Raw genomic sequence first — 14554 nt, 5'->3', positions numbered from 1 at the left:
CAAGTGCTTTAGTTCATTAAGCTTTAAAAGATTAAAATAAGGAATGGCTCAGAACAGTGAACTGAGCCATTTTTTAAATACAAAATTTGATGCAAAATACGTTACAGAGAATCTTCCAAAATAGGGAAGTTTCATTATATTCTTTACTTCGTAAAACAGTAATAAAACCATCCAAAATCTCATGACTAACAGAATAGACATAACCGACGATTTTCTCATCATCTTTCACTACCACAATGTAATTGTGTAAGGCGCTTTTTATAGAAGGAATCATTCGTGTGTCAAAATTCATGCTGTCAAACAATTCCGGTGTTATGTATGCTTTTGATTTTTGATAGGTCATGAGTTCATTACATAAATCTCTACAATACTCAATTTTTTCTTCTGGGATCACTTCATGGCCAAATTCATTTTTTCACTCCTTGGTCCCTATTAGCCGTATGTATTTCTTCTAAGCTCTACTTGGAAATAAAAGGGCGCGACGATTAAATTAAACCGAGGCGCTTTAATCCGTAGCGAACTCCGTCTTCTTCGGCGGAGAGTGTGACCATATCGGCTACTTGTTTCAATTCATCGCGGGCATTTCCCATGGCTACTCCCATTCCGACCAATGACAGCATTTCCATATCATTTAAACCATCGCCAAAGGCAACAGCTTCATCAGGTGCAATGCCGAACCTTTCCAACAATTTAGTCAAACCAACTGCTTTATTGGAATTGGACAAATTCACGTCACAGGTTCTTGCTCCTGAACTCCATCTTCTGAAATCTAATTCCGGAATCTTTGTTTGATAAGAAGCCTCTTCCTCCACGTCACAATGAAGGAACATTTGATAAATATCCTGTTCGGTCCAAAATTGAGGCGGGGCAAGTTCGGGCTTCCACGGATCATGTTGGTACGCTTCCACGACGAATGGATGGCTTAGATCGGTAGCTTTAAAGCTCGTACCTCCCAAAAAAGTCAGTGGATGTTGATAATCATTGGACAAAAGATGTACTCTCTCTAAAACATGTTTTTCAATCGCATTCTTGTATATTTCTTTTCCTTCATGATAGGCATACGATCCATTAAAAAAGACCATCGAGTCGACCCCAGTTTCCGAAAGGATGGACTCTGAAAAATAGGGAGCTCTCCCCGTTGCTATAACCACGTTTATTTTTTTCTCTCGTAACCGCTGAATCGCATCCTTTGTGGCAGGACTTAGCGTTTTTCCATGCGGGACGATCGTTCCGTCAATATCTAAGATGACAACCTTGTAATTCATATAACACACTCCTACAATGCAATCTTTCTTTGTTACGCAGGTATACTGCACAGTATAACATATTGAATAAAAAACCTAAAAAAGCAACGCTTATACATTTTAAAATGCAATTGGTAATATTATCAGATGGGTATATATATGAAAATTGTGTTGGCTAGAAATATTCAATTCATTATTACTGTAATAATATTATGTAAACTAACTCTTATTAGGCTTAGAAAAAACATCATTTATTGTTTTGGGGTTGTAGACCTAAAAAAAGACTGACTAAAAATAGTCAATCTAAGGTGACGAAAGGTGCTTCCTATCGTCTTAGTATATAGTATGCAAGAGATAGGACAAGCGATACTATAAGCTTGATTAAAATTTACTAGGACTATTCACAACATCAATTATCTTATTAGTCCTCATCATTCCGCATTCCTGTAAACATTAGAACAAAACGAAGTAATTCAGCTACAGCTACTACAGTCGCAGCCACATATGTTAATGCCGCAGCATTTAGTACTTTCCTCGCCCGATACTCTTCTTCATTTCTAATCAAACCAGAACCAATCATTACATTCAGTGCTCTTGAACTTGCATTGAATTCCACCGGTAATGTAACAACCTGAAATAGCACGGCCGCGGCCATTGCTATGATTCCTAGTAATAAAAGGTTGGCTGAAGAAAGAAGTAACCCTATTAAAATTAAGATAAATGAAAAATTAGAGCCGATATTAGCCACAGGCACTAATGCATGTCTCACGCGTAAAGGTACATATCGGTCCCTTTGCTGTAAACAATGACCCACCTCGTGGATCGCAACGGAAATCGATGCAATCGAAGTACCATTGTAATTAGTGGAGGAAAGTCTAACACTTCTACTTTTTGGATCATAGTGATCGGATAAATGACCAGACACTTGTTCGACCGACACATCATACAAACCATTTTGATCCAAGATTCTTCTAGCTGCCTGGGCTCCAGTTAAACCCGAGGAAGCTCCTACTTTTAAAAATTTAGAATAGGTATTTCTCAAGTACATTTGCACTAATAGTGGAATGATCATAATTAGAACAAAATAAACAATAAAACCCATGAAAGATGCTCCTTCTTTAGATGTCTAATTTACATACATTATTATACTTTATAGTGCACTTTTTTAGTATTAATGTGCTTGTTTCATTAAGGCCTAAAGATGTCATGAGATATGGAGAAAGATAATAATTGAAGTGGGAGAAGACTAAAGTGCTTTTTTAATGGAGAGATATGCGATTTATACTATTTCCTTTGTTTATTTCTGAAAGCAATAATATTTGTTTTTAATGAAGCATATGTTCCGATCGCTGCATATCCATAAAACCAACCCATAAATATTCCGCCAAGGGTGTTGTGCTTGTGACTAATAAAAATTGAGATTCCCAGCCCAAAAATAAGTGCAATCGTAGGTACAAACCATTTCGGTATTTTGAAAAAAACCTTAATTAGTTGAGTTAACAGTATAATGATTGGAATAGCAAATATTGCATCCCAAAAATTCGTTTTAATAGTGGGAAAATCCATCGGCAATCACACCTTTTTTGGTTAATATGTGCAAATGCCATAGATTTATTAATCACTATTAAAGGAAAAGTTATCAAAAAGCAGCGTAAAACCCCTAGCTTCAGCTATGGGGATACTCATAAATGTTTAGTTCATCGTAATATACCAAGCCAATCCTCCGATTGCACCTAAGATGACAATCACATAAATAGCCGTCAACCGTACTGTGTTTTGTTTTGTTGAACCTTTATAGTCCTCATCAGGTTTTCCTGTAAGCGCAAGTGTACCAATCAGGGCAGCTACTAAAACGATAATAATAAGAGCCATACCAAACTTCATATGTTTCATCCTCACTAAGATTAATAATCAAAAGAAACTGAATTATTTAATAATAAATAATTTTTTGCCAAAATTATGGACTTTTCATTAAAGTTTCAATGTATGATTCTTATATTAAAGTTTATGATATAGAAAATAACCATCCAATTAACAAAAAATTTGACCATCCACTTTTGACTTATTGATTACTACTATCTCGAATTATTATCCAGTCACAGTTAAGGAGTTCCAAATGAATCCGAAAAATAAATGGAATAGCAAATATAAAGAACGTATAAATCAATTGGAAGCACCAATGCCGAATGAGAGATTAGCAATCCTGTCACCTTATTTAACCGGCGGGTCTGCGCTCGATCTTGCATGTGGGCTTGGTGGAAACAGTCTGTTTCTGGCACGATTAAATTTTCAAGTACAAGCGATTGATATATCAGATGTAGCTGTCAACTATCTCGAGGAAATAGCAGGAAAGCAAAAGCTCGCTATTTTTCCTCGTTTGTGCGATCTGACGGAAATGACCCACCTTAATTTGAATAATAGTTCTTTTAGTTTGATTGTCATCACGTATTATCTTGATCGATCACTATTTCCGCTGGTTAAATCAATCGTTAAAGACAATGGATATTTCTTTATGGAAACCTTTTATAAGTCTCCAAAAAAAGAGAGTCAGGGAGTATCCGATCAATATAAACTGCTACCTGGAGAATTATTGGCTGAGTTTAGTGATTGGAAAGTTCTTTTTTATGAGGAAAATGAACATGAGGGACGACAGACGATTTTTTGTCAGAAACAAAAAAGTGTCAGAAACCATAAGAGCATTCTTTAAGTGTCAGGCACCATTGATAATAATAGGAATGAAAGCGATTGTTTTTAATCTCTTAAAAGTTTACTATATTGTGTGGGAGGGATAAACATGATAGATTTTGTTTTTCAAAATAGTACAAAGTTAATATTTGGTAAAGATCAGGAGCAATTAGTAGGTCAAGAGGCCGTTGTTTATGGAAAAAAACTTCTCTTGCATTATGGCGGAGGTAGTATCAAGACTAACGGACTATATGATAGGATTCTGCAGTCATTGCTTGAACAGGGCATAGAAATAATTGAATTGGGCGGAGTAAAGCCGAACCCTCGAGTCAGCCTTGTTAGAGAAGGAGTTGCCCTTTGTAAGGAACATAACATTGACCTTATTCTTGCTGTAGGTGGAGGAAGTGTAATTGATTCGGCCAAAGCGATCGCTGCTGGTGCGAAATATGATGGGGATGTTTGGGATTTCTTTGAAGGGAAATCTACTGTTCAAGACTGTTTGCCAATCGGAGTTGTGTTAACCATACCTGCAGCGGGAAGTGAATCTAGCTCGGGCACGGTTATTACGAACGAAGATGGATGGTATAAGCGATCGACGGGTCATTCGACCATGCGTCCTAAGTTTTCCATTCTAAACCCTGTACTTACATACACCTTACCATCTTATCAAACAGCATGTGGGATCACAGATATGATGGCGCATATCTTAGAAAGATATTTCACCAATGAAAAGAATGTAGAATTAACAGATCGATTGTGTGAAGGGGCATTACGTGCCATTATAAATAATGCACATACAGTCATCGAGGACCCAACCAATTACGATGCAAGAGCTGAGATCATGTGGTCAGGCACAATTGCGCATAATGATTTGTTAGGGACAGGAAGAGTTGGTGATTGGGGAAGCCACGATATTGAACATGAGATCAGCGGCATTTATGATATTGCACATGGAGCAGGTTTGGCGATTGTATTCCCAGCCTGGATGAAACATGTGTATAAACATGATGTAAATAGATTTGTTCAATTTGCTAATCGAGTCTGGGATGTAGAAATTGACTTAAACAATTTAGAAAAAACCGCTTTAGCAGGAATCAAGAAAATAGAACAATTCTTTAGCTCCATCGGTATGCCGGTAACATTGAAAGAAGCTGGTATTGGTGAAGAGCACTTGGAGGAAATGGCTAAAAAGGGAACAGAAAGAGGACCACTAGGCAATTTTGTTAAGTTACATGAAGCTGATGTTGTACAGATTTTACATTTGGCTAAGTAAGAAAAAAACCTCGCTCACAACATTGTAGCGAGGTTTCGTTTTGTTAATTTTATTTGTAGAAAATTTAACTGATGAAATAAATATCATTAATTCAAGATATTTTACTTGACGATTTTTGTCGGATAGATATATTCTTGTTACATAAAGTAACCAATGAAAGTTGGACAAATTAATAATGAGGAATCCAGCTTTAGTTGAAGGGAGATAAAACCTACCTTGGATAGTCATAAAAACATAATCTCAAAAGTTCGTGGGTAGAAAGGACGAACATGTGGGAATAAAAATGGATTCAATGACTTTTGTCTAATCACTTAAGAAGTATGGTTTAACAAAATCTGACAAAATATTGGGGCTATTTGAGGGAAAAATAATAAAGGTCTTTTGATTTAATTGCTACGCCAGTTATTGCCAAGTCTTTATTCATGTGATATCGTTCCTTGGAGAAGGTCACCTTTACAGGTAAAGTTGTAGCAGCATTAAGAAATGAGTTTGGTGGACATGCTGTCGAAAAGAATTAAAAAAAGCATTTATTTTATTAAAATTGGAGGAAAAAGATTATGAAATTTTTTATTGATACTGCAAACCTAGAGGAAATCAAAAAAGCCTATAAAATTGGTGTGTTATCAGGAGTAACAACCAACCCTTCTTTAGTGGCAAAAGAGGGAGTAAAATTCGAAGACCGTATTGCTGAAATCCTTAATGCTGTACCTGAGGTTGAGTCTGTATCTGCCGAGGTAACGCCTAATGCTTTGACTGCTGATCAAATGATTACAGAAGCAAACGAACTTATTAAAATTAACGGTGGCGATAAAAATATCACCATTAAACTTCCAATGACGTTAGATGGATTAGAGGCTTGCCGTTATCTAACGAAAAAAGGTGTAAAAACCAACGTTACCTTGATTTTTAGTGTGAACCAAGCATTGCTCGCTGCACGAGCAGGTGCAACTTATGTTTCACCATTCTTAGGCCGGTTGGATGATATTAACGAAGATGGTGTAGAATTAGTCGCAAAAATTGCTAAGATGTTCCAGATTCAAAACTTGAATTCACAAATCATTGCTGCATCTGTTCGTCATCCAGATCATGTAACCCGTGTAGCGATGGCTGGAGCTCATATTGCAACGATTCCATTCAAGGTAATTGAGCAATTATCAAAACATCCATTAACAGATCAAGGGATTGAAAAATTTGCTGCAGACTGGAAAACGACTGTTTAAAAACAGATTATTAATACGTATTTCTAAATAGAGTTATTTAAGCACCTTTATCTTAGTAAAATGATAAAGGTGTTTTTTTTTTTTATATTGAAGTGCATTCAGCATTAAGAAACAGTAAAAATACCTCTCCATAATAAATTATGGAGAGGTATTTTTATCTATAACCATTTATCTGCCCATTCCTCAAGACCTTTAAGAGATCGTCCAAGTTCCGTTCCTTTTTTGGTTAACGAATATTCGGTCCGTACAGGACGGTCTGCAATAACATTTCTTAACACAATTCCTAGATCCTCAAGCTCTTTCATACGTTCATTTAATACTCTTTTACTTAAATCTGGTATAAAGGTATGGATTTCACTAAATCTTTTTGGTTCCTCCATTAATGTATGGATGATCAAACCCATCCATTTTTTTCCCATAATATGATAGCACGCTTCAACTTTGCTGCATAATTTATTTTCTGTCTCCATATATAAACACCTCAAATAGTTCCTTGGTTATTTTTAATAACTATATGTTAATATTAGCAAAATTAGTTATTAAAATAAAGTGTTTACTGGAACAAAATTTCTTGCGAACAGTATCTGTGCTTATATGTTCACGAATTTGACAAAAATATATGTCGACTAAAATCGGTTATATATGTTGATGAGAAAAAAGAATTTTTAAATCCAACCATACTTGGAAAATTTCATTGATTGGAGTATCTTCATGGTTTCCAAATCCATTGGAAGTTTGATAATTTCGCATAAACTTCTATAATAAAACAAAAAGTAAATTCTCTGAAATCAAGATAGTTTCGCGGTTTTCGGAGAGATAGTTAGTCCAAGCAATGAGTTTATAGTATTAAAATTTTGCTGGATTTTCAGTGGATTACATTCTTTCTTTGATTTTATTACATAGTTTTAAAGGATTCTGAAGGGTGATATTAGTGGATGAACTGCTAAGTAAATGTTGGCTAATTAAAAATGCTTTTAATATTGATGTACAAGCGGTCGATCATCAATTTCAAACGATTCTGCACATATCTGATGATAGTGAACCCCTAATTTTTGCAGAAGCTCGAAAGAAAATCTATTTGGATCTTAAAAAAGCTTTAGAAAAGGCAAATAAGAACAGTTTTTGTATTCATACAGATTCATTCCAACTATCGTATATGGCGATGCCTATAAACGAGGAAGAACTGTTTCAAGGAATGGTTTTGGTTGGGCCTTTCTTGAATGAGCGGGTCACTGACCATTTTATTTGGAATGCGATGAGGGAAAATCATCTTGAAAATAATTGGGTAAAACCAATTGAGAATTTTTATAAATCCTTACCCTATTTGGGACAATCATACATAGCAATTGGCGATTTGTTAGTGAATCTATTAGCGAATCCACGAGTTGACTCCCATTTCAGTACGACAAAAAAGCATAGTGAGCAATATCAACCGGATGTACAGCCGCAGGATTATGGCCAAGATGGTTTGGAAGTTAAGCTAAGGTATGAGGCAGAAAAGAAATTTTTACATTTTATCGAAACTGGGGATAAAGAAAATGCAATGAAAGCTTTGATTGAATTCACAGGTGATTTTTCCTATAGAGTTCCAGGGAATCCTTTGCGGGCGAAAAAAAATCTTAGCTTTTCAAGTAATACTATGAATAGATTGGCTGCTGCTAAGGGAGGGGTTGAACCTCAATATTTACATGCTATTTCGGAAAAATTCGCACTTAAGATTGAGGCAGCGGTAGCGATGTCCGATTTAGATGCGATAAATTTCAGTATGATTGAAGAATATTGTGATGCGGTTAAGAATTTTGCTGTTAATGGATATAGTCCTGTTGTAAGGAAAGCATTAATGTATATAAATATCCACTTTAAGGAAACTATAAATGTGCAATCTGTAGCAGCTGAAATTGGATTTAATCGAGCATATCTTGCGAAGAAATTTAAAAAAGAATTGAATATAAGTGTCATTGATTATATTCATAAAAAGCGGATCGAAGAGGCAATTTTTCTTATGGAACAGGGGCATTTATCTATTACAGATATTGGTATTCAAGTGGGTTTTAGCAGCTATAATTATTTTTGTAAAGTATTTAAAGAAATAAATGGAATGACAGCTACAGAGTATAAAGGGAGCAAACCATTAGAAAAAAAGGAGCATGATTAAAATCATTGCCTCTTCTAACGTTATCTTTGTAATTTTATAAATTTGATTCAAATTCACTCTAAATAAATTTTATTTATAAAAAATATTTTAAAATAGTGTGCAATTTTATATAAAAGTTAACAATAATGGATGTGGAAACGAACTCAAATTGCTAACATGAATCTATCACTTGTCCCAACTTTCCCGAAAGATGGGGATGAACAAGTTAAGGAGGCATTCACATGGAAGTTAACCATAAACAACCGAATTTAGAAGTAAGAGTCAAGAACATTATTGAAGTTGATGGATTAAAATTTAAAGATCTGAATAACAGCGGGAAATTAGAACCATATAAGGATTGGCGTTTGAGTCCGAAAGAACGTGCGGACAACCTAGTCTCATTGATGAATACCGATGAAAAGGTCGGTATGATGCTTATTAATTCTCGTCAGATGGGGCTTTCTCAAAAAGATAAGAGTAAGACAAGCCATGATGGCGTGTTAGATGAAGGAATTGTTGAAAAGGGCGAAACTATTTTTGCTTTAGCAAAAGTATATGGTACCACGCATACGATTGAAAACATGCATTTGCGCCACTTTATTCTAAGAGACAATTGGAGCCCATCCGAAATGGCAGAATGGGTGAATACCATGAATGAAGTATGTGAGGGGTCACGTCTTGGTATTCCATGTTTAATCGCATCGAATTCAAGAAACGAAAATACTGAATTCATTTTTGGTATGAATGATGCAGCTGGGATTTTTTCCACTTGGCCTGGAACGTTAGGACTTGCTGCAGCGGCAAAAGGAGATATGAAAAATGGCGGTGATGCCTCACTTATTAGCCAATTCGCCCAAATCGCACATGATGAGTGGGATGCGGTTGGATTAAGAAAAGGATATATGTATATGGCGGATACTGTTACGGACCCGAGATGGCAGCGGATATATGGTACATTCGGTGAAGACCCAGAATTTATTTCTGATGTTATCGGCCGCATCATTGACGGCTTTCAAGGGAAGACCCTCGGAAATCATAGTATTGCTATGACGACCAAGCATTTTCCTGGCGGTGGACCAAGGGAAAATGGATTTGATCCACATTATGAAGAGGGTAAATGGAACCTGTATCCAACTCCAGGAAGCCTAGAAAAGTATCACCTGCCTCCGTTTCGGGCAGCGGTAGAACATGGGACTTCATCCATGATGCCATATTATTCGATTCCTAGTATCAAGAAAAGTGTGGTTCAAGAATTCGAAGGGGAAGACATTCCTTTCGAAGAGGTTGGTTTTACATTTAATCATTATTTCTTAAATACGATCCTTAGAGAAAAACTAGGGTTCAAAGGTTATATAAATAGCGACAGCGGCGTCACAAGTAAAATGAGCTGGGGCGTTGAAACATTAAGCGAGGCGGAACGTTTTGCTAAAGCGATTAATGCGGGGACAGATCTTATTTCTGACACTAATGATATTGAAAACCTAAAAAAAGCGATCGAAAAGGGATGGATCAGTGAGAAGCGGATTAATGAAGCCAATGTACGACTGCTTACAGAAATGTTTGCTTTAGGACTATTTGATGACCGTACGTATGTTTCACCCGACCATGCTGCTGAAGTGGTGGAAAATCCAGCAAACTGGGAAGCTGCTTATGAAGCGCATAAAAAATCGGTAACTGTGCTTAAGAATCAGAAGCAGACCTTACCTTTAACAGCTGAAAAGCTGGAGGGTAAGAAGGTTTATGTGGAAGTTTTCCAAAAGGAGACCGAACGAGCAACTTCTTATACTGAAAAAGCTAGACAGGAATGTCAAGAGCTTGGTCAATTTACTTTGACCGATAACTATGAAGAAGCTGATGTAGCTATATTGTTTTTAAGTCCCAAATCTGGAGCTTATTTCAATGCGACACCAGGACTATTAGAACTTGAAATATGCGAAGATAAAACGGTAGCTGCTTTGGATGGTACTTCCTACCAAGAAACGACTTTGAGTGGGATGAACCATTTAAAGGAAGTGGCCGACAGTATCCATATTCGTGGTGGAAAAGTAATCATGAGTGTTAATGTCATTCTGCCATGGATCCTTGGAAATGTTGAACCATTGGCAGATGCATTGATCGCTGGATATGATACCTACTATAAGGCACAGTATGAGGTTATGGCGGGCAATAGCTCACCAGTAGGTGTGTTACCGTTGACATTGCCAGCGAGTGAAGCGGTCATTGCGGTTGATGAAAATGGTGAGTGCGTGTCGAGAAATGATGTACCGGGTTATGTCAAGGACGAATATATGCCTGAAGGATTTAACTATGCTTATAAAGATAGCGACGGGAATATTTATAAACTTGGTCATGGATTAACATTTTAATTTAGCTAAGAGTCATAATGTAAAAACTCGCCAATATTATCGTGGCGAGTTTTTACATTATTATAGCTTTCTACAATTTATCATCAACCACTACTTTTACATCCCCAATTGTATCTATTTGGACTTTTTCTTCTTTCACATTTTCGTTAATCTGAATAATCTCTTCAAACTCATTCCTAAAAATTTCTACATCATTAAGGATAGTTGGGTTTAATATGACCTCAATACGATCTTCGCTTAGAGGAATATGAGTGGTTTCAATTTGTGTAGTTGTTCCACTTTCTGGATTTAATATCTTTTTCTCAATAATTAGCTCTTCACGGAATATAGGGACGACAATTTGTTTCTCCACGGTATACGTTTTCTTATATACTCTAACATCAGCCGTCTCAACCCACTTCTTGTTAACCTGCAATTCTTCCTTATGTAGTTGGAGCGTTTTATCTTCTCGATGGCCATTCTTCTTTTCAGGCAACTTAATCTCTCCCTCCATTGGAAAGTAGTGAAAACACCCTTCCATTGCCCAGCAATGAAAAGGTGTTTTTGTTTTTAGCTATTATTTATATCGTTAAAGCTTGACCCGTCGGAAACGATATCGACACTTCCGGTTGTATCAACATGAGCCTCTTCGTGTCTGAGTGTCTCTTGGACTTTCTGAGTATCCTCAATTTGACGTTTCGAAGCAGAAATCTCCTCGGTCGCAACCGTATACTTGTTTACCTCAACTTGCTCCTGGGTAACAGGAATAGTAATGGTTTCTTGAGATATAGAGGATCTATCGCTACGTTCGTTATTCAAGGGTGTTCTTTTTATGACAACTTCCTCGTGCATCACAGGAACGTCGACAGTTCTTTGTTCCTCAACGACATCTTTAGAAATAACTACTTGTCCAGCATCGACATTATTCTTTATAATGTCTAACTCTTCTTTATGAAGCTGGAGAGAGCCGTCGGTTTGAGTACCCTGGGTACTTGTACTGGGATCGTTCCCTTGATTACTCATATTGGTTTGGCTATTTTCACTTTCAGTGGTTTGTGATTTATCATCACCGAATAATCCTAAAAAGTCGCTCATAAAAATCCCCCTTGTAAGTTGTATATGGTCATGCCTTTTTTATAATGTACTCATGAGGGTTCTTTATTCTTTAAAATCATTAGAATAAAAGGTATGAAAAGATGATATTCGAGCTGATGTAAGATTCACTTTGTATGAAATATTTTCATGGCATAATTTTTGTTTAATTAGAAGCAATCTTGTTTGGTGCTGGTGACAAAAAAGAATATAATTAAATTGAGATTGAGCAATTGTATTGTGGAGGGGATTACATTTTTGACATTTTTAGAAAAAATTAAACCGCACTTGATTAGCAATGATATATTAATTCAAGAAACGGTGCTTCATGGATTACACGATTATCCAAACGTCCCAGAAGAATGGACAATCGAATTATTGAAGGAAGCCTTTAAAAACCAGGACAAGCAATCCTCTATTTTAATCTACATAGAAAACATGAAAATCAATGAAGACGCTGTCAAAGTTTTACTAGAAAATATTCCTAAGATGGACAAGACCAAGATCCACTTAGCGGTGAATTTGTTAGAGCGTATTGATCCAAAGCTCGCTCTAAAATATAGAGAGCAACTGCAAAGATACATTGGTGAGGATCGTTGGTCATTATATGAGCTAATCGTAAACGGTACGGAAGAAGAAGTTTGGAATAAATATGCAAAAACAATAAATACTCTTGACCAAGCCGATTCTTATCAACATCCACTTTACATACAAGCTAAAAAACTGGCTGCATGCATCGTTCAAAATGGCTGGATCACTAAAGATGAAGTAGAAGTGATTCTTCAAGAGGAATTAAAGGAACAATGGTTTTCATTTAATGGAATCTTGACGGTGTATATGATTGGATTACTGAAACTTGAGAAGCATATCCCATTTCTAGCCAGTTTGTTAAACCGTGATGAAGATATCTTGTTAGAAGAAGTTGCATCGGCGTTAATTCGTTTTCAATCCGATGAGGTGGTCGAAGCGGTTAGTCCTTATTTAAACCAATCGGATTCGATTATTTTTGCTAGTTCCGTTATCGAAAATATTAAATCAGATCAGGCTGTTCAGGTTTTAAGAGAGGCTTATCATAATTCAGCTGAACTTGAAGACCAGGATATCCTGATCGAAGCGCTCTGTCATCATCTTTCTAAAGATGCGCTTCTTGAAATTAGCAATCATATGAAAAAGGAATACTTCTCAAGCCTCGTAGATATTGAACAGACTGTTTATAGTTATTATTCCATTTTAGGCGAGCCACATCCGGAACTAATGGATTGGAAGCTAGCAGCACTTGGAAGAGAAATAGAATTTAGAAATAAAAGCAAGCAGGGTGAAATTTCCCAAAACGGTCCAATTTTAACGGAAAATAAAGTAGGGCGAAATGATCCTTGCCCGTGTGGAAGCGGCAAAAAATATAAAAAGTGCTGTGGCAAATAAGGAGATTAAGTGCGATGAAGTTTGATAAAGTTCGTTGGGGGATCATTGGATGCGGTGATGTAACAGAAGTGAAAAGCGGACCAGCCTTCCAAAAAATTAATAATTCTGAGTTGGTTGCCGTTATGAGAAGAACGGGGGAACTTGCCAAAGATTATGCAAACCGGCACAATGTACCAAAATGGTATGATAATGCAGATGAACTCATAAACGATTCTGAGGTAGATGCTATCTATATTGCAACACCGCCTGGTTCGCATAAGGAATATACAATCAAGGCAGCAAAGGCAGGGAAACCTGTTTATGTAGAAAAGCCAATGGCCCGCAATTTCGATGAATGCCAGGAAATGATTGCTGCTTGTGAAGAGGCAGGAGTCCCATTATATGTGGCTTACTACCGGAGGGCACAACAGCGATTTTTAAAAATAAAAGAGCTGTTGGAGAATGGGGCAGTTGGTGAGGTACGGTTTGTAACATCAACACAATATCAAAAAGCTACGGAAGATGTGTTAGACTCACAACATCTTCCATGGCGAGTTCAACCGGAATTGGCAGGCGGGGGACTATTTTTTGATTTAGCCAGCCATACGCTTGATCTATTAGATTTTTTACTTGGACCGATTACGTCTGTGCAAGGATTTGCTTCCAATCAAGCAGGCTATTATCGTGCCGAAGATATCGTAACAGGTACATATCAGTTTGAATCTGGCGTCCATGGTGTCGGAAATTGGTGTTTTACTGCTTTTGAAGATGTCGATGTGAATGAAATCGTGGGGAGCCTTGGGAAAATCACCTTTTCCACTTTCAGAAACGAGCCCATCGTTTTAACGACAGCGAGCGGAACGGAGCAATGGAGTTTCGAGCGACCAGAGCACGTCCATCAACCACTTGTCGAAACGATTGTAGCTGACATAACAAGTGGTAGCGGTCAGTGTCCTAGCAGTGGAGTGACAGGAGCCCGAACGAACTGGGTCATGGGAGAAATGGTGAAGAATTATTATCAGTAGTATGGGACTAGGATCAACCTAACACGGTTGGTCCTAATTTTTTAGGTCCGTCATCTTAAGCCAGCGAAAGTGTTTGGCCCTTTCAGAAAATAGTTGGTGCCTGACACTATTTTTTTATTTATTTCAGTGTTTTTA

14 protein-coding genes and 1 pseudogene are annotated in these 14554 nt (G+C 37.0%); 8 read left to right on the top strand and 7 right to left on the bottom strand.

Going from position 1 to position 14554, the window contains the following annotated elements; translation table 11 throughout:
- Positions 1-485: 485 nt before the first annotated feature.
- The 4 genes from J7E67_RS06950 to J7E67_RS06935 form a co-directional block, all read right to left on the bottom strand.
- Positions 486-1265 carry a Cof-type HAD-IIB family hydrolase gene (locus J7E67_RS06950; RefSeq protein WP_214713762.1) on the bottom strand — a complete coding sequence of 260 codons (780 nt, stop codon included), beginning with the start codon at positions 1263-1265 and terminating at the stop codon, positions 486-488.
- Between the two features lie 400 nt (positions 1266-1665).
- Positions 1666-2346, bottom strand: coding sequence for a zinc metallopeptidase (locus J7E67_RS06945; RefSeq protein ID WP_088088322.1), 681 nt, complete (start codon positions 2344-2346; stop codon positions 1666-1668).
- A gap of 182 nt (positions 2347-2528) precedes the next feature.
- Entirely contained in the window at positions 2529-2810 is a 282-nt protein-coding gene (locus tag J7E67_RS06940) for a hypothetical protein (RefSeq protein WP_088088321.1), read from the bottom strand.
- Positions 2811-2936: 126 nt separating this feature from the next.
- Complete coding sequence (locus J7E67_RS06935) at positions 2937-3128, bottom strand: hypothetical protein (RefSeq protein WP_214713764.1); 192 nt, start codon at positions 3126-3128, stop codon at positions 2937-2939.
- Between the two features lie 232 nt (positions 3129-3360).
- On the opposite strand from J7E67_RS06935, the gene J7E67_RS06930 reads away from it, so the two are divergent.
- The 4 genes and pseudogenes from J7E67_RS06930 (at position 3361) to fsa (ending at position 6422) form a co-directional block, all read left to right on the top strand.
- Positions 3361-3951, top strand: coding sequence for a class I SAM-dependent methyltransferase (locus J7E67_RS06930; RefSeq protein WP_214713766.1), 591 nt, complete (start codon positions 3361-3363; stop codon positions 3949-3951).
- An 87-nt stretch (positions 3952-4038) separates the two neighbouring features.
- Positions 4039-5202 carry an iron-containing alcohol dehydrogenase gene (locus J7E67_RS06925; RefSeq protein WP_214713768.1) on the top strand — a complete coding sequence of 388 codons (1164 nt, stop codon included), beginning with the start codon at positions 4039-4041 and terminating at the stop codon, positions 5200-5202.
- Between the two features lie 392 nt (positions 5203-5594).
- Positions 5595-5720 (top strand): annotated as a pseudogene (locus J7E67_RS06920) (phosphogluconate dehydrogenase (NAD(+)-dependent, decarboxylating)); the annotation flags it as partial.
- Positions 5721-5759: 39 nt separating this feature from the next.
- Positions 5760-6422 carry a fructose-6-phosphate aldolase gene (gene fsa, locus J7E67_RS06915; RefSeq protein ID WP_214713770.1) on the top strand — a complete coding sequence of 221 codons (663 nt, stop codon included), beginning with the start codon at positions 5760-5762 and terminating at the stop codon, positions 6420-6422.
- Positions 6423-6580: 158 nt separating this feature from the next.
- Here fsa and J7E67_RS06910 read toward each other — a convergent pair whose 3' ends face one another.
- Positions 6581-6892 carry a winged helix-turn-helix transcriptional regulator gene (locus J7E67_RS06910; protein WP_214713772.1) on the bottom strand — a complete coding sequence of 104 codons (312 nt, stop codon included), beginning with the start codon at positions 6890-6892 and terminating at the stop codon, positions 6581-6583.
- Between the two features lie 461 nt (positions 6893-7353).
- Between J7E67_RS06910 and J7E67_RS06905 the strand changes: the two genes are divergently transcribed.
- Positions 7354-8577, top strand: a complete 1224-nt coding sequence (locus tag J7E67_RS06905; RefSeq protein ID WP_214713774.1) for an AraC family transcriptional regulator — start codon at positions 7354-7356, stop codon at positions 8575-8577.
- Positions 8578-8798: 221 nt separating this feature from the next.
- Complete coding sequence (locus J7E67_RS06900; protein WP_214713776.1) at positions 8799-10922, top strand: glycoside hydrolase family 3 protein; 2124 nt, start codon at positions 8799-8801, stop codon at positions 10920-10922.
- Positions 10923-10992: 70 nt separating this feature from the next.
- Here the strand turns inward: J7E67_RS06900 and J7E67_RS06895 are convergent, their stop codons facing one another.
- On the bottom strand, positions 10993-11397 hold the full coding sequence (locus tag J7E67_RS06895) for a YsnF/AvaK domain-containing protein (RefSeq protein ID WP_214713778.1): 405 nt from the start codon (positions 11395-11397) through the stop codon (positions 10993-10995).
- Positions 11398-11471: 74 nt separating this feature from the next.
- Positions 11472-11996, bottom strand: a complete 525-nt coding sequence (locus tag J7E67_RS06890; RefSeq protein WP_214713780.1) for a YsnF/AvaK domain-containing protein — start codon at positions 11994-11996, stop codon at positions 11472-11474.
- Positions 11997-12251: 255 nt separating this feature from the next.
- On the opposite strand from J7E67_RS06890, the gene J7E67_RS31785 reads away from it, so the two are divergent.
- Positions 12252-13415, top strand: coding sequence for an SEC-C metal-binding domain-containing protein (locus J7E67_RS31785; RefSeq protein WP_285290523.1), 1164 nt, complete (start codon positions 12252-12254; stop codon positions 13413-13415).
- A gap of 14 nt (positions 13416-13429) precedes the next feature.
- Entirely contained in the window at positions 13430-14419 is a 990-nt protein-coding gene (locus tag J7E67_RS06880; RefSeq protein ID WP_214713782.1) for a Gfo/Idh/MocA family protein, read from the top strand.
- The last annotated feature ends 135 nt before the right edge of the window (positions 14420-14554 follow it).

This window comes from Bacillus sp. ISL-46, from assembly GCF_018613205.1.
The sequence above is the reverse complement of the archived record's forward strand: the minus strand, read 5'-3'. Positions and strand labels throughout refer to the sequence as shown.

What these genes read in the sequence shown, in the direction of transcription:
- J7E67_RS06950 (WP_214713762.1), bottom strand. Translation starts at nt 1,265, where the DNA reads ATGAATTACAAGGTTGTCATCTTAGATATTGACGGAACGATCGTCCCG.
- J7E67_RS06945 (WP_088088322.1), bottom strand. Translation starts at nt 2,346, where the DNA reads ATGGGTTTTATTGTTTATTTTGTTCTAATTATGATCATTCCACTATTA.
- J7E67_RS06940 (WP_088088321.1), bottom strand. Translation starts at nt 2,810, where the DNA reads ATGGATTTTCCCACTATTAAAACGAATTTTTGGGATGCAATATTTGCT.
- J7E67_RS06935 (WP_214713764.1), bottom strand. Translation starts at nt 3,128, where the DNA reads ATGAAGTTTGGTATGGCTCTTATTATTATCGTTTTAGTAGCTGCCCTG.
- J7E67_RS06930 (WP_214713766.1), top strand. Translation starts at nt 3,361, where the DNA reads ATGAATCCGAAAAATAAATGGAATAGCAAATATAAAGAACGTATAAAT.
- J7E67_RS06925 (WP_214713768.1), top strand. Translation starts at nt 4,039, where the DNA reads ATGATAGATTTTGTTTTTCAAAATAGTACAAAGTTAATATTTGGTAAA.
- fsa (WP_214713770.1), top strand. Translation starts at nt 5,760, where the DNA reads ATGAAATTTTTTATTGATACTGCAAACCTAGAGGAAATCAAAAAAGCC.
- J7E67_RS06910 (WP_214713772.1), bottom strand. Translation starts at nt 6,892, where the DNA reads ATGGAGACAGAAAATAAATTATGCAGCAAAGTTGAAGCGTGCTATCAT.
- J7E67_RS06900 (WP_214713776.1), top strand. Translation starts at nt 8,799, where the DNA reads ATGGAAGTTAACCATAAACAACCGAATTTAGAAGTAAGAGTCAAGAAC.
- J7E67_RS06890 (WP_214713780.1), bottom strand. Translation starts at nt 11,996, where the DNA reads ATGAGCGACTTTTTAGGATTATTCGGTGATGATAAATCACAAACCACT.
- J7E67_RS06880 (WP_214713782.1), top strand. Translation starts at nt 13,430, where the DNA reads ATGAAGTTTGATAAAGTTCGTTGGGGGATCATTGGATGCGGTGATGTA.